The organism is uncultured Bradyrhizobium sp., assembly GCF_936943645.1.
Taxonomy (GTDB): Bacteria; Pseudomonadota; Alphaproteobacteria; order Rhizobiales; family Xanthobacteraceae; genus Bradyrhizobium.
On the sequence record NZ_CAKZJO010000066.1, the window covers coordinates 17284 to 36308 of the forward strand.

The window sequence follows — 19025 nt, forward strand, 5'->3', positions numbered from 1 at the left end:
CGATAAATGGCTTGCTAGCTGCTTAGACTGGGCTTGGACGGTTTGAGTTCATCGTCGGCCTTCACCGCGACGAAGCGGGTGCCGTCGCGATCGACCAGCAGGACCATGGTTCCCTGCGGCAGGGGCGATGATGATGGCGCGGCGACCGCCCAGACGAAATGGCGGTTGCCGTGGATGTCGGCGACGCTGACCTTGCCGGGCGGCCCCTGGTCGAGCGGTCCGATGACGACCTCGCCGATGCGGCCGACGAGGTCCCCAAGACCGACGACATAGCTCTCGTCCTTCGGGATGACCCGCGCGATGGCCCGGCTGGCAGCACGCACCAAGGGAACCGAGACCACGAGGGCCCCGATCGAGGCGGCCGTCGCCGGCAAGGGCCCCGCCACCATCCGCGCGACGTCCTGGATCAGGAAGCCGGTGATGGAGAAGGCGCCGAGCAACAGCAGCAGGAAGATCAACAGCGGCACGCCGCCGACATTGATCCAGGAGATGGCGTTGATGACGCCATTGTCGCTGGGATGGCCGAAATCGATGTTGGTGCCGAGCATCTCGCTCAAGGAGGCCCCGACCATCATCGAGACCACCTCGATCGAGCCGACGATGAGGATCATGGCCGCCGCGACTGCGAACGGCCTGACCTCCGGCATCATGACGTGTTCGAGCAGAGCGCTCATGACACGACACTCAGGAGCGCGACTTCAGCCGCGCCAGCCTCGCCGCAATTTCCTTGTCGCGATGAAGCGCGCTGAGCTCGTCGATGTCGCTCGAATACGGGATGCCCGGCGGCACGCCGGTGGCCCGCGCCACTGCCCTGCCCGCGCGTAGCGCCTTCGCGGCCGCGGAGTTGCCACCCTGCTTGCGGGACGAGGTCGAGGCCTGATGGCTCGCGGCGGCCTCGCTCTTTTCGAGATCGACGCGGCGTTGCTCGGCGTCCTGGAGTGCTGACAGCACCGCACGCAGCGAGGTCACGCATTGCTCGATCTTCTCGTTGTTCTCGTCGATGGCGCGGGAGAGCACCTCGAACTGTGCCTCCAGATCCATCTGCCGCGCGATGCCGGCGCGCGCGAGGTCATCGCGCCCGTCGGTGATCGCCCCTTCGATCTTGGGCGCGAGATCGGCCATCTCGCGCTCGATCTCGGTGCGGCGTGCGTTGAGGCGGTATTCCTCGGCCCGCGCAGCGGCGAGCGCGTCGCGCGCTTCGCTCTCGGCGCGCTCGATCTCGCGGATGGCCTGGCCGACCACTTTCAGCTTGTTCTTGCCTTCCGCCTGCTCGATCGCGTCATAGGCGATGCCGGCGATCAGACGTCCGACCCGGGACAGGAAATTGTCGGGGGCGGCAGCGATGGTATCCATAGCGTTCTCCTCCTCTGGCAGAGTGTTCGGCGTGACGCCGTAGTGAACTTCGAAGCCGTCATCGGTACGGACGAGGCGCGCGGGCACGCTTTGCCCCCAGCCCTCGGCGTAGCCGGCATAGTCGAAGGGCACGCTGAAGCGTCCCTCCACCGTCGCAATCGAAATGGTCGCGGGGCCCTTGATCTTGGCGAGCTTGTCGTCGAGCGGCAGGCGACGCCCCTGCGCCGCGCGATACTCAGTGCGATCGCGCAGCCCCAGCGTCACCAGGCGCGACGGCAGCGCCGTTGCTTTCCGGATCGGCTCATAGGCGTGGGCATGCAGCAGCACGACGTTGGAGCCGATGTTGTGGCTCCGCGCGACCTCATCGAGGATTTCCATCATGCGGTCATAGGCCCCGAATGTCGCCTCCAGGGCGGCCTTGGCGGCCGGATCAGGGGCAAGCCTGTAGCGCAGCGCGGACGGCGCGTTTCGGGGCGACTGGCTCATGGAAAGCACTAAAGCACCATTTTGGTGCTTTAGGAAGAGGAGCTGTGATCACGTTTCCCTGATCCTCATGCACGCTATTGATGAGTCGTCGTCGCCTGGAGCGGCGTTCAAGGCCGGCGCTCACCCCTAGATCACGGCCGATCAAGACTTCTTGCACGCGCGGATGGCAATTTGAGACGAAATGCAGGGAGCGTTCGGCAACGAGGCGCGCGGCCCCCGTTCACGGCGCCGAAGAGCGAGGAGACCGCGACAAAATTGCGGAGCAATTTTGCGCTGATGCGACGAAGCAATCCAGAATCCCTCCGCAGAAACATTCTGGATTGCTTCGCTACGCTCGCAATGACGGCGTGACATCCGGGCTCCCGTGAGCGGCAATGCTCCACAGCCTGTCCGCAGCATATCCACAACGTCGGTAACGCGGATTCGGCAGCCGGTCGGACGACTTGCTGCGCACAAACCCACAGGTGGGTCAGCCGCCGGCCTGATCGAACACGCTGCGACAGGCCTCGCTCAGGCTCGCGCGGTTGCGCCGCAGGCACGCCGTGATGGCGCGGACGTTGGGAATCTCGCCGGCACAGAGGCGGTAGACATCGGGCGTGCAGGCCCGGCGCTGCTCCGCCGTGCCTTGCGCGTGCGCGGCCGAGGCAAACAGCGTCAGGAACAGCCCGACCGTGGAGGCGCGACGCGCCCGGCTTCTCACACCCGCAAACCGCAAAAACCTCGCCTTCATGACCAGTCTCCCGTCTGCCCTGCCCGCCTCCCGGCCCTAGCGGCCGGCGTCATGCGAAGGGGTAGGAGGAATAAATCGCGGAAGATGTGATCTCTTTCACACTCGGCACGGTCGGGAGGAACGTAGGTTCCCGACGGGACTTCTTTAGAGATCGCTAACCAATCGAAGCCCGATCGCCGGATCGTTAAAATGCGAACGATCGGCTCAATCGGGTGACAAACCGGCTTTGCGACATTGCGCCTACTGCGTTTTGCGAGGGTGCGATGAGAAGCGAAGCCGAATTCAACTTGCTGCTGGATGCCGTCCGAGACGCCATGGTCATTGAAGATTTCGCTCCAGCGCCGGAGCTCGAGTTCGCGCCCAGCTCGTGGAGCTTTGAGGCGACGCCCAGGAAAACTCCGATGGCCGCCAACGACAATGATGGCGCCTGGCCTCTCCTGCCGTTTCCCGAAGGCTGGTACGCAGCCTGCTGAGGGCTGATTTCCACGTGAGCCGAACCGCCCGCCTCGCGGGCGTTTTGCCGTGAGGCCTCCGCCGGACAATCGGCGGCAACGATCAGTTTTTGACGCGATCCTCGCCATCCTGCTGCGCTCGGGCAGGTTCAGCCGATGGGAAGATGCTGTCGTAGATCGCGCGGGCCTCACGAATGAGGCGGGCCCGCTCCAGCTCGGATTTCGGGACAAATCGGACGATGTCGCCCATTTGTGGCTCCAGTGCTCGCGTGACGAGTTTCATCACTTCGCAGATGCGAACTCTATGCCAGCAGGCCTGAATCAGGGGTTTCCAGCAGCCTCCGGGCAAACCCGGTGATCGCGCCGCCACGCACCATGGCTGAGCGCGGCCGGCAGCATTCGGCGGCGCCGATGCGAAGTCAAATTGTTCTGGGAGATCAGAGGGTTGTGATGGAGGCCACGACCAGAATTGAACTGGTGTACACGGTTTTGCAGACCGTTGCGTAACCACTCCGCCACGTGGCCCCGTAAGGCCGGACCAATATAGGGGATCAATGGCTTAGGCAACTGCCTTCGTCCGACTTTGGCTGGTGGCGGCCCCCGGCGACGTCCCGCAGCGACGGCTATGCCTTTCTCCCGCCGGACCCCGCTAGATATTGCGCGAGAATCGCGTCGGTTGCGCCGGCCGCGGTGATCCTGCCCTGCTCCAGCAGGATCGCCCTATTGCAGGTGCTCTGGATCAGCTCGATGTCATGTGAGGCGAGCACCAGAATGCCGGCGCGGGCGACGATCTCATCCAGCCGCTGCCGGGCCTTCTTGCGGAACCGCTGGTCACCGACGCCAATCCATTCGTCGAGCAGCACGATCTCGCCTTCGACGGCGGTTGCGACCGCGAAGATCAGGCGCAGCATCATGCCGCTGGAATAGGTGCGCAGCGGCAGGTCGAGCCGGTCCCCGAGCTCAGTGAACTCGGCGATCTCCGCGCGCCGCGCGTCGATCTCGGCACGCCGGGCGCCGATCACGAGGCCGCGCCGCATGATGTTCTCGTAGCCAGTCGCCTCCTCGTCGAACCCGGCCGACAGGTCGAACAGCGACAGGCAACGGCCGAGCACGTCGATGCTCCCCGCCGTCGGATGATAGATTCCGGCGAGAACCCGCAGCAGCGTGGTCTTGCCGGCGCCGTTGGCGCCGATGATGGCAAGGCGGTCGCCGGCGCGAATGTCGAGGCTGACCCCGTTCAACGCCGTGACGATGTGCGAGACCGCCGGCTTCCGGCGCAGCGTCACGGCGCTGACGAACCGGCTGCGCAGCGAACGATCGCGGAACGTCAGCACGGGAAACGTGACCGAGACGTCGCGAAGCACGATGTGAGCCGTGGGGGTCATGCGCGCATCACAGCCAATACGCCACGCGATGGCGGTATTTTGCGTAGCAGCCGAGGGCGACGACGGCCACGACGACTGCATAGACGACACCGAGCAGCCATTGCTCCAAATCGGTCGGCTGCGACAATAGCGGTCGCCGCACGAGATCGAGCAGCGTCGCGAATGGATTGACCCATGTCAGCCAGTGAAACGCGGTGCCGCGCACGCTGTCCTCGGTCCAGATGATTGGCGTGAGGAAGAACACGAATTGCAGGCCGCTGACGATCGCCGAGCCGATGTCGCGAAAACGCGCGCAGAGCATGCCGAGCGCGACGGCGCCACCGAGCAGCACGAGAAACAGGATCGCAAAGCCGGGCACCACGAGCAGCATGCTCCAGCGCAGCGGCCACGGCATGACGAGGTAGAGCAGCGCGACGATCACCAGATGATGCGCGAAGATGATGATGTTGCGCGTGATCATCTGGAGCACATGAACGATCAGCGGTGCCGGCACCGCCTTGATGAGGTGACCGGACGCAACGAAGATGTTGGAGCCTTCCTGGAGCGCCGTGGCGATCAGGGTCCAGACGATCAGGCCGATTGCGAAGGACGGCAGGAAGGCGGCGATGTCTTGCTTGAACAGTGCCGCATAGACCGTGCCGACGCTTGCGATGGTTGCGGCGAGCGTCAGCGTGATCCAGAGCGGGCCGATCACGGTCCGCCGGTAGCGCAGCGAAATGTCCATCAGCGCGAGCGTGCCCCAGCGATCGGGCCGCACCACCTGGGTCAGAATTTCCTTCGCTGCGAGCTGAATTCGACGGCCCCTTGGTTGCCACGCTCCGATGCCGCAACAGGACAGCAGATCCGTACCGGCCGATGCTCTCTAGACGCCTGCGCCTCGCAGTGCAATCGACCGTACAGATGAGTCAGGCCGACGTCAGGCTCGTTTGCGTCGCCGAAAGTCGCGCCGGCCCTTTGAAACAGGCTTGGGAGCCAATTCCGGCATCTCGGCCTGAACCTCGCGATAGCGTGTTAACAGCCGTTCAAAACTCGCATGCAGCGTGTCGGCGATGTCGGGGCGCCGCTCGAGGCCGGCCAGGACAGTCGCCGCGGCCTCGATGGTCGAGAGCCCGTCGCGGCGCGGTTCTTTGCGCAGACGTCCGTAGCGCGAGGGGTGTGCCGGGTTGAGGATCACGCGCTGGCACTTGAGCATCCAGGGATTGCGCCACCACAGCGCCTTGGCCTGGCTCCAGGTGCCGTCGAGCAGCACCACGCCTTCGAGCTTGCCGAGGATCGCGCGCTGGTTCTCCGCGATCTCGCCCTTGCGATTGAGCGCGACGATCTCGGCTTCCGCATCGAGGTCGGCGGCACGCGCCGACCCGAGATAGAGCACGGCCCAGTGCGTGGCATTCTCGACCGGCCGGCCCAGCGCCTTGGACAGGCTCGGCCAGGACAGGCCGACCCGCACGGTGGCGTCGGCGAAATGCCGGGCGAGCAGGCGCGCGGTGCCGAGCGCCCTGTCCTGCTCCTGCGGATGCTGGAGGATCAGCAGCGACAGCCGGTTTTCGATCGGCGTGACGCTGTCGCAGATGCACAGCGGCATCGGCTTCTGGCAGTGCGGGCACTCGGGGATCGGTTCGGCGGCGGCGATATCTGGCGGGTTCGACATGGGCGCCGCTATACGCTCGAAGCGCGGCTTCAACAACCTATTCCGCCGGCGCTGGTACCGGGCGTGGCGCAGGCCGCCGCCGCAGGCGGTCGATCAGGAGGTAGATGACCGGCGTGGTGTAGAGCGTCAGGATCTGCGAGACGAACAGGCCGCCGATGATGGTGATGCCGAGCGGACGGCGCAGCTCCGTGCCTGGGCCGGTTGCCACCACCAGCGGAATGCCGGCGAACAGCGCCGCCATGGTCGTCATCAGGATCGGACGGAAGCGCGCCTGGCAGGCCTCGAAGATCGCCTCCGCCGAGGACAGGCCGCGCTGGCGTTCGGCCTCGAGCGCGAAATCCACCATCATGATGCCGTTCTTCTTCACGATGCCGATCAGGAGGATGATGCCGACGAAGGCGATCACCGTCAGCGGCGTGTTGGTGAGCTGCAGGGCGAGCAGCGCCCCTAACCCGGCCGAGGGCAGCGTCGAGATGATCGTGAGCGGATGGGCGAGGCTCTCGTAGAGCACGCCGAGCACGATATACATCGCCACCAGCGCGCCGAGGATCAGTAGCGGCTGGCGGCCGCTGGTCTTGGCGAAGTCGCCGGCATTGCCGTCGAAGCTGCCGCGGATGCCTTCGGGCATGTGCAGCTCCTCGACCGCCCGCTGGATGTTCTGCGTCGCCGCCTGAAGCTGCACGTTCGGCATGAGGTTGAACGACACGGTGGTCGAGGGGAACGACTGCGAGTGGTAGACCGCGAGCGCGGCGAGCCCGCGGCTCGCGTGCACCACGGCCGACAGCGGCACCTGCGCGTCGCCGGCGCCCGCGACATAGATGCGATCGAGGTTGGACGGATCGACCTGGAATTTCGGATCGATCTCCAGCACGGTCATGTACTGGTTGCGCTGGGTGTAGATGATCGAGATCTGCCGCTGCGAAAAGGCGTTGTTCAGTGCGTTGTCGATGTCCTGAACCCTGACGCCGAGCGCCGAGGCCTTCTGGCGATCGATGTTCAGGGTGAGTTGAAGCCCGCCGGGATCGCGGTCGCTGGAGATGTCGGTGATGCCCTCGACGCTCTCCATGCGCTTGGCGACGATCGGCGCCCATTTCTGCAGCAGGCTGAGGTCGGTGCTGGTCAGCGTGTACTGATAGTCTGAATCGCTCTGCCGGCCGCCGGCGCGGACGTCCTGGGCGGCGAACATGAAGAGGCGGATGCCGGCCACCGGGTACAGCGCACGTCTCAGACGGTCGATCACGACCGCGGTCGAGACGTGGTCGCGCTCCTCCGGCGGCTTCAGGCTGATATACATGATGCCGCGGTTCGAGGTCGCGCCCCCCGGCCCGCCCCCGGCGCCGACGGTCGAGCCGATGCCGGCCACGGCCGGATCCTTCATCACGATGTCGGCAAGCCGCTGCTGGAGGCCGAGCATCGACTGGAACGAGATGTCGGCCGAGGCACGCGTCGCCCCGATGACGAAGCCGGAATCGTCGGTCGGGAAATAGCCCTTGGGGACCTTGATGTAGAGCGTCACGGTGAGGCCGATGGTCGCGAAGAACACCAACAGCGTCGCCAGCGGGTAGTCCAGCACGGTGCGCAGGGTTCTCGCATAGAAGGTCACGATGCGCGACAGCGAGCCCTCGATGACGCGATCGAACAGCGTCGCCGTGCCTGATGTCGCCTGCTTGATGTAATGGGCGCAGATCATCGGCGTGACCGTGAGCGACACCAGCGTCGAGACCAGGATGGCGAAGGTCAGCGTCAGCGAGAATTCGCGCAGGAGACGGCCGACGATGCCGTCCATGAAGATCAGCGGCGTGAAGGCCGCGATCAACGACAGGCTGATCGAGACCACGGTGAAGCCGATCTGCTTGGCGCCCTCCAGCGCCGCCTGGAACGGCCGCATGCCGTGCTCGAGATTGCGATACATGTTCTCGATCATGACGATGGCGTCGTCGACCACGAAACCGACGGAGATCGCAAGCGCCATCAGCGACAGATTGTCGATCGAGAAGCCCGCGACCCACATGCCGGCGCAGGTGCCGGCCAAAGCCAGCGGCACCGAGATGCCGGCCGCGATCGTCGGCGTCATCCTGCGGAGGAACACGAACACCACGACCATCACCAGGACCGCGGTCGCCAGCAATGTCCATTGCATGTCGAGCACGCTGGCGCGGATCGTGCCGGTGCGGTCAACCAGGGTCGAAATCTCGACGCCAGCCGGAATCCACTGCTTCAGCTCGGGGAGCAGCGCCTTCACCCGGTCGACGACGTCGATGACGTTGGCATCGCCCTGCTTGGTGATCTGGATCAGCACGGCGGGCTGCTTGTTGAACCAGGCGATCGAACGGGCGTTGCGGACGGAATCCTCGATGTCGGCGACGTCGGACAGCCGCACGAAATTGCCGTTCGCGCTCTTGATGACGATGTCGCGGAACTCTTTCGCGCTGCGCATCTGCTTGTTCAGCGACAGCGTCTCGCTCTGCCGCTCGCCGTTGAAGATGCCGACCGGGCCGAGCGGATTGGCGTTGATGATGGCGGTCCGCACGTCGTCGGTGGCGATGCCGGCGTTGGACAATGCGACGGGATTGAGCTGGACCCGCACGGCCGGCTGGTCGGCGCCGGAAATCGCCACGTTGCCGACCCCCTGCACCTGCGAGATGCGTTGCGCCAGCACGCTATCGGCGACGTCGTAGATCGCGGCCGAAGAGATCGTCTTGGAGGTCAGCGCCAGCACGTAGATCGGCGCGCCGGCCGTATTGGCCTTGCGGAAGCGTGGCAGCGTCGGCAGGTCGCTCGGCAGGTCGACCATCGCAGCATTGATCGCCGCCTGCACGTCGCGCGCGGCCTTGTCGATGCTGCGGCCGATGTCGAACTGGAGCTGGATGCTGGTGTTGCCCAGCGTCGAAGTCGAGGTGATCTGGTTGATGCCCGAGATCTCGCCGAGACGCCGCTCCAGGGGCGAGGCCACCGTCGCCGCCATCACCGAGGGGTCGGCGCCGGGCCGGCTGGCCGACACGAAGATGGCGGGGAAGTCGACGTTCGGGACCGAGGCGACGGGAAGGAACTCGTAGGCGACCACACCCAGCAGGAACAACCCGATCGACAGCAGCGTGGTCGCCACGGGCCTCCGGATGAAGGGCTCCGAGATCGATGCCATCACTGCATCCCCTCGGTCGCGCCGGCCACCGGCGGGCCGCCGGACTCCGCCGGCGGCAGCGCCTGCTCGAGCCTGCGGTTGATGCGGTCGAGCGCGAGGTAGATCACGGGCGTGGTATAGAGCGTCAGCAGCTGGCTCAGCAGCAGGCCGCCGATGATGGAGATGCCGAGCGGAAAGCGCAGCTCGGCGCCGGTGCCGCTCTCGATCGCCAGCGGCAGCGCGCCGAACAGCGCCGCCAGCGTCGTCATCATGATCGGGCGGAAGCGCAAGAGGCAGGCCTGCACGATGGCCTCATTGGGCGACATGCCCTGCCCGCGCTCGGCCTCCAGCGCGAAGTCGATCATCATGATCGCGTTCTTCTTGACGATGCCCATGAGCAGGATGATGCCGATCAGGCCGATGACCGAGAGGTCCTGCCCGCACAGCACCAGCGCCAGGATTGCGCCGACGCCGGCCGAAGGCAGCGTCGACAGGATCGTGATCGGATGGATGTAGCTCTCGTAGAGCACCCCGAGCACGATGTAGATCGTGATCACGGCCGCAAGCAGCAACCAGGGCTGGCCGGCAAGTGCCTTGGCGAATTCGGCGGCATCGCCGGCATAGACGCCGACGATGTTGTTGGGCATGCCGATGCGGGTCTCGATCGTCTTCACGGCGTCGACGGCATCGCCGAGCGCGGCGCCCGGCGCGAGATTGAAGCTGAGCGACACCGACGGAAACTGCGCCTGGTGCGAGATTGCAAGCGGCGCCGTGGTGCGCTTCAGCGTCGCCACGGCCGACAGCGGCACCTGGGCGTTGGGCGCTCCAGTGGTGGCGCTCGCCGCACCCGGCAGATAGAGTTTCGACAGGATCGAGGGATCGCGCTGGTACATCGGCAGCGCTTCCAGCACCACGCGGTACTGATTGGCCTGGCCGTAGATGGTCGAGATCTGGCGCTGCGCAAAGGCGTCGTTGAGCGTGTCGGTGATGCCTTGCAGGCTCACGCCGAGCTGGCCGGCGCGGGTGCGATCCACATCGAGCTGGGCGCGCAATCCGCCCTCCTGCGCCTCCGAGGAGGCGTCGCGGAACAGGGGATCGCGCCGCATCTCCGCGACCAGCTTGCGCGCCCATTCCGACACCAGCGCCGCATCGGTGCCGGTCAGCGTGTACTGGTATTGCGAGCGGCTCGACTGGGTCGAGATCTGCACGTCCTGCACCGGCTGGAAATAGACGGTCATGCCGGGGATGCCCGAGACCCGCTCCTTCAGCCGAGTGATGACAGCGGCGACATCGTCTCGCCGTTCGCCGCGCGGTTTCAAGGTCATGACGAGCCGCCCGACGTTGGTGGTCGGATTGACCGAGCCGGCACCGATCACCGAGACCACGCCGACCACGTCCGGGTCGGCCTTGATGGCATCGGACGCCTCGGCCTGTCGTTTCTGCATCTCCGCGAAGGACACGTCCGGCCCCGCCTCCGTCACCGCCGTGATCGAGGCAGTGTCCTGCAGCGGCAGGAAGCCCTTTGGCGCGACGACGTAGAGAACGAGGGTCGCGATCAGCGTTGCGAAAGTCACGGCCAGCGTGGTGCGCTGGTGCTGCAAAACCACCAGCAGCGTGCGGTGGTAGGCTTCGACGGTGCGATCGATGAAGCGGCTGATCGCGGCCAATCCCGGCACCGCCAACTCTTCATGGGCGTGCTTGAGCAGGCGCGAGCACATCATCGGCGTCAGCGTCAGCGAGACCACCGCCGAGGTGACGACGGCGATCGTCAAGGTCAGCGCGAATTCCCGGAACATGCGTCCGACAAGCCCGGACATGAACAGCAGCGGGATGAAGACCGCGATCAGCGACACCGTCAGCGAGATCACGGTGAAGCCGATTTCGCTGGCACCCTTCAGCGAAGCCTCCATCGGGCCGTCGCCGTTCTCCATGTGACGGACGATGTTCTCGATCATGACGATGGCGTCGTCGACGACGAAGCCGGTGCCGATCGTCAGCGCCATCAGCGACAGATTGTCGAGGCTGAAGCCGGCGAAATACATGATGCCGAAGCTCGTGATCAGCGACAGCGGCAGCGCCACGCCCGCAATGATGGTGGCGCGGATCGAGCGCAGGAACAGCAACACCACCAAGGTCACCAGCACGACGGCAAGGACCAGCGTGAACTGCACGTCGTGAACCGAGGCGCGGATCGTCACGGTCCGGTCGGAGACGATGGTGAGGTTCACCCCGGCCGGAATCGCGCGCTGCAGCTTGGGGATTTCGGCGCGGATCTGGCTGACGACGTCGATCACGTTGGCGCCGGGCTGGCGCTGGATGTCGATGATCACGGCCGGTGTGCCCTGGTACCAGCCGCCGGAGCGGTCGTTCTCCAGGCCATCGACGATCTGGGCGACGTCGGCGATGGTGACGGGCGAGCCGTTGCGATAGGCGATGATGACGGGCTTATAGGCGTCGGCCGCGGCGATCTGGTCGTTGGCCGCGATGATGTAGGATTGCTGCGCGCCGTCGAGCGAACCCTTCGGACCCGAGACGTTGGCGTTGGCGATCGCGGTGCGCAGATCCTCCATGGCGATGCCATAGGCGGCGAGCCGCGCCAGGTCGGCCTGGATGCGCACCGCCGGTTTCAGTCCGCCGAGCACCGCAACGCGCCCGACGCCCGAGATCTGGCTCAGGCGTTGCGCCAAAATGGTGTCGGCGATGTCGCTCATCGCGCGCAGTGAGATGGTGTCGGAGCGCAGCGCGAGCGTCATGACCGGCGCATCGGCGGGGTTCACCTTGGCGTAGGTCGGCGGATAAGGCAGCGTCTTGGGCAGCACGCCCGCCGCGGCATTAATCGCGGCCTGCACGTCCTGGGTGGCGCCGTCGATGTCGCGATTGAGATCGAACTGCAGCGAGATCTGGCTGACGCCGAACGAGCTCGTCGAGTTCATCGCAGACAGCGACGGGATCTGGCCGAGCTGCCGCTCCAGCGGCGCGGTGATCAGCGAGGCGATCACGTCGGGGCTCGCGCCCGGCAGTTGCGTCGTCACCTGCACGGTCGGAAAATCGACCTGCGGCAGCGCCGAAACCGGCAGCGCGAAATAGCCCAGCAGCCCGCCGATCAGAAGCGCGATGCCGAGCAGCGAAGTCGCGATCGGACGGCGGATGAAGGGTTCGGAGACACCCATGGGTTATGCCTGCCGCATCAAGCGGCTGTTGTCGGGATCATGGCTGCTTGGCTCCACTGCCCGCGGCCGGTGCTGGGGAAGGTCCCGGAGCCGGCCCGGTCTGTCCCTTCTGGTCGCCCTCGCTGCCGCTGCGCTTGGCGCGGAACTCGCCGGCTTTACCCTGACCGTCCTTTTGGCCGTCCTTGGCGCCATCCTTCTTCTGCGCGTCCGGCCCGCGCGAGCGCTTGCGCGGGGCAAGATCAGCAGACGGGGTCTGATCGTCGCGGCCGATGATCACCTTGGAGCCGTCGGACAGATTGGCAAAGCCCGTGGTGACCACCCTGTCGCTTGCCGAAAGGCCGCTGGCGATGACGGCGTCATGCTCGTTCTGCTGGGTCACCGTCACGGCCTTGGCCGAGACGATATTGTCCTCGCCGATGACATAGCTGAACGTTCCGATCGGGCCGCGCTGCACGGCTGAGGTCGGCACCACCAGCGCCTGCATCAAGGTCTCGACCTTGAGGCGGACATTGACGAACTGGCCCGGCCAGAGCTGGTAATTGGCGTTGGGAAATTCGGCCTTGAGCTTGAGCGTGCCGGTGGTCTGGTCGACCTGATTGTCGATGCCGGTGAGCTTGCCGGTGTCGATCACGGTGATGCCGTCATTGCCGAACACGTCGACCGCGAGCGCGCCCTTCGCCGCGGCGGCATTGACGCGCATGATCTGTTGTTGCGGCAGGCTGAACCACACCGCGATCGGCTGCAATTGCGTGATCACCACGAGGCCCGTGGTGTCGGAGGCGTGAATGATGTTGCCCTGGTCGACCTGACGCAGGCCAGCGCGACCAGAGATCGGCGCCACGATCTTGGTGTAGCTCAGCGTCGCCGCCGCGTTGTCGATCGCAGCCTGGTCGGCCTTGACCAGCGCCTCGGTCTGCGCAACCAGCGCGCGCTGGGTGTCGGCCTGCTGCTTGGAGCCGGCATTGGAGGCCGCAAGCTGCTCGTAGCGCGTCAGGTCGATGCGCTGGTTGGCGAGCTGGGCCTGGTCCTGCGCCTTCTTGGCGACAGCCTGGTCGTAGGTCGCTTGATAGAGTGCCGGATCGATCTCGCCGAGCACATCGCCCTTCTTGACGTCCTGGCCTTCCGTAAAATTCACCGCGATCAGCTTGCCGTCGACCTGCGAGCGCACGGTCACGGTATTGAGCGCACGGATCGCGCCGACGCCGTCGAGATAGACCGGAACGTCCTGCACCCGCGGGCTCGCCGCCAGCACCGGCACCGGCAGATCGAGCCGCTGGTTGTTGCGATTGTTGGCCTGCTGCTGATGCGTGACGGTCCAGCCGAGATAGAACAGGCCGCCGAGGATCGCCAGCGTGATCACGGTCATGATGAAGCCGCGGCCGCGCGACTTTCTCGCCGTCCCCTCCTCCGCACCTTGCTTGCTATCCGGCTTAAAGAGCATTGACCGGTTTCTCCATTCGCGGCTCCCAGCCGCCACCGAGCGCCTGGTACAGGCTGACGATGGCGAGAAGCCGCGCGAGTTGTGCCTGCGACAGCGCGTCTTCCGCCGTGAACAGGGTCAGCTGGGTGTTGAGCACGGTCACGATGTCGGCGGTGCCGGCTCGCAATTGCTGCTCGGACAGATCGAAGGCGCGCCTCGAGGCATTGAGCACGTCGCGCTGCAATTGCAGCTTGATCGTGGTCTGCCTGATCGAGAACAACGCATTGTCGACGTCGGTGAACGCCTGGACGATGGTCTTGCGGTAGGTCTGCAGCAATTCATCCTGACGCGCCTTGGCGTACTCGAAATTGCCGAGGATCTTGCCGCCGTCGAAGATCGGCTGCGTCGCGCTGCCGACGAGCTGGAAGAACGCCGCATGCGGCTGGAACAGCGAGACCAGCGCCGAGCTCTGATAGCCGCCATTGCCGGTGAGCTGGATGGTCGGAAAGAACTGCGCGCGGGCATTGCCGATGTTCGCGGTCGCCGAGGCGAGCTGCGCTTCCTGCCGGCGGATGTCGGGCCGCTGCGTCAGGATCTCCGACGGCAAGCCGGGCGTGACGCGCGGGATGGCGACGTTGTTCAGCGAGCCGCCGTCGATGCGCACGCTTTCCGGCGGCCGCGATACCAGCACGGCGAGCGCATTCCTGTTCTGGTCGAGCGTCTGGCGCAGCGGCGGCACCAGGGCCTTCTGATTGGCAAGCACGCTCTCCTGCTGGGCAACGTCGAGATCGGTGCCGGTGCCGGCCTTGCGGCGTTCCTTTACGGCATCGAGGATGCGCTGCGCGCTGGCGATGTTGCGCTGTGAGGTCCTGATGCGGTCCTGCGAGGCCAGCACCTGGAAATAGGCATTGGCGACGCTGGCCAGCGTCGTCAGCGCGACGGTGTCGCGATCGAAGCGGTTGGCGTTCGCCGTCTCCTCGGCGGTCTGCAGCGCGTCGCGATTCTGGCCCCAGAAGTCGAGCTGATAGCTCGCGCTCAGCGATGCCTGGTAGTTGACGACCTCGCGGCCGCCATTGGTGAGCCCTGATGCGGACGAGCCGGAGGTGCGTGAATAGGCCTCCTGCCCGGTGCCGGACAAGGTCGGCAGCAGCGCCGCGCCCGCCTGCCGCGCCTGCGCGTCAGCCTGGACGATGCGCGCAACGGCGGCGGCGATGTCGAGGTTGACGGTCTGGGCCTCTTCCATCAGCTGCGTCAGCTCCCTGGAACGGAAGCCGCGCCACCAATCCAGCGACGGCGGCGCATCGCCCTTCCCGGCGTATTTGTACTGCGTGGGAACGTCGAGCGCGGGATCGGGAAGATCCTGGGTCAGCACGCAGGCACCCGAACCGGCGGCCAGGCACAACGCCGCAAGCCAGCGCGCCGCGCGCAGCGTCCGGGATGAGCCTTCGGATCGCCGCATGGCGATCGCCGGATCATGCTGTGTCACATCCACCCCCCGCCGGGCAGATCAAGCCGCCGCGCAACCGGATTAACCGATTCGCAGGCAGATGGTCGGGGGGCTTTGGACAACTCGTTCACAGGTGATGCTTTCTGCGGAACCTGAAATCCATCCTAGCCGGGCGCGGAACAGCGGGACAGTCCCGCAGATGCGAAAGGCACAGTCAAACGCTTGTGCGTTGATCATAGCGAATTGCGAGAAACTACTGTCTTGCAGAGGCTTTTCTGCGGTTCGACACATCCGGAAACGGTGCAAGCTTACCAAGATTTCATGTGATATTGGCCCACGGGGGATCGCAGGCATGTTTCCTGGACCCGAGCTACTCAGTACCACGGGGTCGAGGCGCCCGACAGGCCGTGGCAGTCGCCGGCAAAACCGTCCGCGCATCGTTGCATGCCAACAGCGTCTTCCGCCTCCTGAATGCTTCGTCGCCGCTCGTCGATGACGAATTCAAGCTGGTGCTCCGAAGTCCTTTGATGCAGAACCAACCGAGAGGGACTTCAGTGATCGTCCCAGCGACGTTCGAAGCAGAATTGCGTATCCTTCAAAAGGGCAGAGCTTGCGCACATGCTAGGTTTAATCGATTGCCTGAGCCTGTGGCGCAAGATCGACGAACTCGACGACCAGTCCGTCTCCTCGCGTCGCAAGGTCGGAAACGCCCAGAGCCGAATCATTGTGTTTTTGCCATGGAACGTATCAATCGAAACGGCAGAGGCTCTGCGTCTACTCCCCAATTCGTACTTTGCGTGCAACGAAACCCCTGATGGTATCGTGAGTTCAACGCCCGAAGTGCCGGTGCAATGCCTGGCCGAGGCTGAGAAGGTATTCGTACAAGACCTGGCGACTATCCGGAAGTCCGGACGGGATCCGCTGCTCATTGGCCTCAGCATGGGCAATTTTGCAGCGACCTATCTGGCCAATAAATATCATCTTGATCTGATATCCGTTGCCAGCGGCCATAGCGGCGATTGGCTGACCTTCAACAGCCCCGCTTCACGTCATTTGCGCCTTAAGGCAGAGGCTGCGGGACTGCAAGAAGCTGACTTCGTTGCGAGGTTGCATTCGATCAGCCCCGTCAACAATCTCTGTTCGCTCGGGGCGGCTTCACAATTCATCTTTGGAAATTTCGACCACTATATTCCTCAATACAGCCGCGATGCGTTGATCGCTGAACTTCGCCAAAATAGGCCGGACATCCCGATCGTGAAGGTTCCTTTCGGCCACGTCGTTACAATTCTGCTGTGGAAATTTCTCGCGCATGACTATCGAGACGGTTGAGCCGCAATTCCGCGGGCGGTGCTGTTCCTCGCTGACGCGCGGCGGCCTGCATCCGCTCCGCCACCTTGACGTATCGCCGAATTCCGCCGCGCACCAGAGCTCCCATGTCCGTGCTCGCGTATTTGTGGAGGGCGTAGTAGCAGAGCAGCGCCATCACAACGCCCAGAAATGCCTCGTCATGGATGGGCCCAAATCTCAGCAGCAGACCGACAGCAAAGATGAACACGCCGGTGCCGATCATCGACTTCCACCACCCACTAAAGGTCTCGTCAAACCTCGTGATGTCGGTGGTCTCTAGATTGCCCGCAATCGAACGACCGGCCGCGTCCTGCCGAGTGCTTTGGCAAAAGCGCCAGACCGCAAAATTGTTGCCCGCCGTTATCAACGGTCCGATCAAGGACGTGACGTACCACCAACTCGGAAACAGCCCGGCAGTCGACACGCACAGCAGCATGATTCCGAACGGCGTGAATCTCATGGTGCGCTCGGCCCATCGGGCCGTGTAGGTTCGCACCGATCTGGTCGTAATCGACGAGAAGATGGAATTGTAGTACTGCGAAACTACCAAGACGATCGCGAATGCAAGGGTCTGTCCCGCGATGACCGACTGAACTTCCGTCGGCCCGAATAGCGTGGCGTTCAGCTTGTTGAGTACGCCCTTCACCCACGCGGATAACGACCAAAGATTTTCGGGTATTGCGTCGGCGGGATGCACAGTTTGGAAGAGCTTGTAGCCACAATACACCAACGATGCGACGATGGACGTATTGATTAGGGCACCCCAGTAATAAAGATACTTAGCGTTCGCGCTGTATGGGTCCTTATCGGTGAGCTTCCACAGCGTCGGAAGCTCTCGAACGATCTTCATGATTTGCTGAACGAGTGGCTCGAATCCTCCCCAGGCGGCGGACACCTCTACCCGCGTATCGATGAGCTTGGTGATCTGCTCCTCTTGTTCGAGTCGCCGCCTCAGGACGCCATAAGTCGTCGGCTGGTCCAATCCGTTCGACCATGACGCCCTGTCATACGGATCGACTGCGACCAGTTCCTCTACAATCGATGCAAGTTGAGAGTGGACTTGCCAAAGCCGATCGAGTTGAACAGATAGATCCACGGCGTTCGCGGAAGGTCGCATGACGTCAAGCACGACCATTCCAAGAGAATAGAGATCTGCCTTCGTGCTTCCCTCGTACGCACCAGCCATCATCTCCGGTGCGCTGTAACGCACGATGTCGCTGCGGATCGGAAGGCCGGAAAGTCCCTCCCGCAGCAGATAGTTGTAGCCGAAATCGATCAACCGGACTTTAAAGCGTCTGATCTTGTCGCGCCCGACAGGCAGAGGCTCGATCATGATGTTGCCGGGGGACAAGTCCAGGTGCGGGGACCGCAAGGCCTCCAGGTTTCCGATAATGCCAAACAACACCTCCCGTCGCTCATCGACCGTCATGTTGTCGAGGTCGCCGCGCTCCATGATATCGGCCAAACTGCTGCCCTCGATGAACTCCATCTGCACAAAGGAGCCACCGGCCGCGAGAACGCGAGGAAGAAGCGGATTGGTGGCCGCCTGATTCCGAAGGAGGCTCCCATATGATGAAGTTTGATCTCTGATGAGGGCGCTTCCCATGAATTGCGGCTTGACCAGCTTGAAAACAAAGTTCGCCGAACCGCCATATCGGATCACATAGGACGTAGTGCCTGACGCAATCATCGTCACTTCTGCGTGTGGATCGACAACCTTGGACCTGTCGATGCCGTAATAGCTCGCGATCCAGCCGCGCACAGCGGAGCTAGCCAGATACTCGCTCGCGTTTGCAAGCGCGCTTTGCGCCCGCTGGACGTCGCCAGGCGACATCACCGACGCTCGTCCAGCTTTGACCGTTTGAGCTTGGTCCGCGCTTCGGCAGCAAAGCAGAAAGCCTATCGCGCCCTCAGTTGCTGCCGAGCAGCCGGTGCTCGCCAGGGCTTCATACAGCCTTGTCAGGCCCTGCAGTTCAGATTGATCAAACGTCGCCGTGGCGACGGTCGAACGCAGCCAAAATTCAAGTGGCGACAGCGCTTCCGTAGGATCCGTCGGCTTGGAAAGGCCGTCGAGCGCTTTGGTGAGTTCTGTGGCCAGGCTTTGTGAACCGGAATGGCCATCCAAATGATCTGCGCCAGTCCCTTCGAGCGCGCTTTGGAGCGCTCGAATAAGCATGTTCTCATTCATTTTTGCCCCCAAAGGGAACATTTGTTCCCCTCACACCCGGTTGTCAAACTAGCGCGAGACAATTTTGGGCACCAGTGGAGCCAGCGGTCTGGATCGCAAAGTGCCTCAGCTCATTCCAACGCGGAGCGGAGCCGCTCCCGGTAGCCAAGTCGGGCGCAAAATGTCTTGGTTCTCGACAATGGACTTGGCAGCAATTGGCGGCCTTTTGCCAAGAAACCCAGGGTCTTCGCGGACCTTCATTGCCGCAAAGCAGCATAAGAGTTCGCCCCTTCCGCTTG

14 protein-coding genes and 1 tRNA gene are annotated in these 19025 nt (G+C 64.0%); 2 read left to right on the forward strand and 13 right to left on the reverse strand.

The window, feature by feature from the left end; genetic code table 11:
* Nucleotides 1-14: 14 nt before the first annotated feature.
* The 3 genes from Q0743_RS19125 to Q0743_RS19135 form a co-directional block, all read right to left on the reverse strand.
* On the reverse strand, nucleotides 15-674 hold the full coding sequence (locus Q0743_RS19125; RefSeq protein WP_298243054.1) for an OB-fold-containig protein: 660 nt from the start codon (nucleotides 672-674) through the stop codon (nucleotides 15-17).
* Nucleotides 675-684: 10 nt separating this feature from the next.
* Complete coding sequence (locus Q0743_RS19130; RefSeq protein ID WP_298243055.1) at nucleotides 685-1848, reverse strand: PspA/IM30 family protein; 1164 nt, start codon at nucleotides 1846-1848, stop codon at nucleotides 685-687.
* A 460-nt stretch (nucleotides 1849-2308) separates the two neighbouring features.
* A complete protein-coding gene (locus tag Q0743_RS19135; RefSeq protein ID WP_298243056.1) occupies nucleotides 2309-2569 on the reverse strand; it encodes a hypothetical protein in 261 nt (86 codons plus the stop codon).
* A gap of 263 nt (nucleotides 2570-2832) precedes the next feature.
* Between Q0743_RS19135 and Q0743_RS19140 the strand changes: the two genes are divergently transcribed.
* Nucleotides 2833-3042 (forward strand): hypothetical protein, encoded by a 210-nt coding sequence (locus Q0743_RS19140; RefSeq protein ID WP_298243057.1) that lies wholly within the window; start codon nucleotides 2833-2835, stop codon nucleotides 3040-3042.
* An 82-nt stretch (nucleotides 3043-3124) separates the two neighbouring features.
* Here the strand turns inward: Q0743_RS19140 and Q0743_RS19145 are convergent, their stop codons facing one another.
* The 9 genes from Q0743_RS19145 to Q0743_RS19185 all read right to left on the reverse strand — a co-directional run bounded on the left by Q0743_RS19145 (nucleotide 3125) and on the right by Q0743_RS19185 (nucleotide 15224).
* Nucleotides 3125-3271, reverse strand: coding sequence for a hypothetical protein (locus Q0743_RS19145; protein WP_298243058.1), 147 nt, complete (start codon nucleotides 3269-3271; stop codon nucleotides 3125-3127).
* Between the two features lie 201 nt (nucleotides 3272-3472).
* Nucleotides 3473-3546: transfer RNA gene (locus Q0743_RS19150), tRNA-Cys, on the reverse strand.
* A 98-nt stretch (nucleotides 3547-3644) separates the two neighbouring features.
* Nucleotides 3645-4406 carry an ABC transporter ATP-binding protein gene (locus Q0743_RS19155; protein ID WP_298243059.1) on the reverse strand — a complete coding sequence of 254 codons (762 nt, stop codon included), beginning with the start codon at nucleotides 4404-4406 and terminating at the stop codon, nucleotides 3645-3647.
* A gap of 7 nt (nucleotides 4407-4413) precedes the next feature.
* Entirely contained in the window at nucleotides 4414-5130 is a 717-nt protein-coding gene (locus tag Q0743_RS19160) for an ABC transporter permease (RefSeq protein WP_367184926.1), read from the reverse strand.
* Between the two features lie 192 nt (nucleotides 5131-5322).
* Nucleotides 5323-6054 carry a tRNA-uridine aminocarboxypropyltransferase gene (locus Q0743_RS19165; RefSeq protein ID WP_298243061.1) on the reverse strand — a complete coding sequence of 244 codons (732 nt, stop codon included), beginning with the start codon at nucleotides 6052-6054 and terminating at the stop codon, nucleotides 5323-5325.
* Between the two features lie 37 nt (nucleotides 6055-6091).
* Nucleotides 6092-9196 (reverse strand): efflux RND transporter permease subunit, encoded by a 3105-nt coding sequence (locus Q0743_RS19170; RefSeq protein WP_298243062.1) that lies wholly within the window; start codon nucleotides 9194-9196, stop codon nucleotides 6092-6094.
* Nucleotides 9196-12345 carry an efflux RND transporter permease subunit gene (locus Q0743_RS19175; protein WP_298243063.1) on the reverse strand — a complete coding sequence of 1050 codons (3150 nt, stop codon included), beginning with the start codon at nucleotides 12343-12345 and terminating at the stop codon, nucleotides 9196-9198. Before Q0743_RS19175 ends, Q0743_RS19170 begins: the two co-directional genes overlap by 1 nt.
* Before the next feature lie 37 nt (nucleotides 12346-12382).
* Nucleotides 12383-13786 (reverse strand): efflux RND transporter periplasmic adaptor subunit, encoded by a 1404-nt coding sequence (locus Q0743_RS19180; protein ID WP_298243064.1) that lies wholly within the window; start codon nucleotides 13784-13786, stop codon nucleotides 12383-12385.
* Nucleotides 13776-15224: an efflux transporter outer membrane subunit gene (locus Q0743_RS19185; protein ID WP_298243065.1), complete on the reverse strand. Its 1449-nt coding sequence runs from the start codon at nucleotides 15222-15224 to the stop codon at nucleotides 13776-13778. Before Q0743_RS19185 ends, Q0743_RS19180 begins: the two co-directional genes overlap by 11 nt.
* A 606-nt stretch (nucleotides 15225-15830) precedes the next feature.
* Here Q0743_RS19185 and Q0743_RS19190 point away from each other — a divergent pair.
* The gene (locus Q0743_RS19190; protein WP_298243066.1) at nucleotides 15831-16541 is read left to right on the forward strand and encodes a hypothetical protein; all 711 of its coding nucleotides are present in this window, start codon (nucleotides 15831-15833) and stop codon (nucleotides 16539-16541) included.
* Here Q0743_RS19190 and Q0743_RS19195 read toward each other — a convergent pair.
* Nucleotides 16492-18747 carry a hypothetical protein gene (locus Q0743_RS19195; protein WP_298243067.1) on the reverse strand — a complete coding sequence of 752 codons (2256 nt, stop codon included), beginning with the start codon at nucleotides 18745-18747 and terminating at the stop codon, nucleotides 16492-16494. The two genes, Q0743_RS19190 and Q0743_RS19195, sit on opposite strands and share 50 nt — an antisense overlap.
* Nucleotides 18748-19025: the final 278 nt, after the last annotated feature.

Bases quoted from the DNA above. Each gene is read 5' to 3' on its own strand.
- Q0743_RS19125 (WP_298243054.1), bottom strand. From the start codon at position 674: ATGAGCGCTCTGCTCGAACACGTCATGATGCCGGAGGTCAGGCCGTTC.
- Q0743_RS19135 (WP_298243056.1), bottom strand. From the start codon at position 2,569: ATGAAGGCGAGGTTTTTGCGGTTTGCGGGTGTGAGAAGCCGGGCGCGT.
- Q0743_RS19140 (WP_298243057.1), top strand. From the start codon at position 2,833: ATGAGAAGCGAAGCCGAATTCAACTTGCTGCTGGATGCCGTCCGAGAC.
- Q0743_RS19145 (WP_298243058.1), bottom strand. From the start codon at position 3,271: ATGGGCGACATCGTCCGATTTGTCCCGAAATCCGAGCTGGAGCGGGCC.
- Q0743_RS19155 (WP_298243059.1), bottom strand. From the start codon at position 4,406: ATGACCCCCACGGCTCACATCGTGCTTCGCGACGTCTCGGTCACGTTT.
- Q0743_RS19160 (WP_367184926.1), bottom strand. From the start codon at position 5,130: ATGGACATTTCGCTGCGCTACCGGCGGACCGTGATCGGCCCGCTCTGG.
- Q0743_RS19165 (WP_298243061.1), bottom strand. From the start codon at position 6,054: ATGTCGAACCCGCCAGATATCGCCGCCGCCGAACCGATCCCCGAGTGC.
- Q0743_RS19170 (WP_298243062.1), bottom strand. From the start codon at position 9,196: ATGGCATCGATCTCGGAGCCCTTCATCCGGAGGCCCGTGGCGACCACG.
- Q0743_RS19175 (WP_298243063.1), bottom strand. From the start codon at position 12,345: ATGGGTGTCTCCGAACCCTTCATCCGCCGTCCGATCGCGACTTCGCTG.
- Q0743_RS19180 (WP_298243064.1), bottom strand. From the start codon at position 13,786: ATGCTCTTTAAGCCGGATAGCAAGCAAGGTGCGGAGGAGGGGACGGCG.
- Q0743_RS19185 (WP_298243065.1), bottom strand. From the start codon at position 15,224: ATGCGGCGATCCGAAGGCTCATCCCGGACGCTGCGCGCGGCGCGCTGG.
- Q0743_RS19190 (WP_298243066.1), top strand. From the start codon at position 15,831: ATGCTAGGTTTAATCGATTGCCTGAGCCTGTGGCGCAAGATCGACGAA.
- Q0743_RS19195 (WP_298243067.1), bottom strand. From the start codon at position 18,747: ATGAATGAGAACATGCTTATTCGAGCGCTCCAAAGCGCGCTCGAAGGG.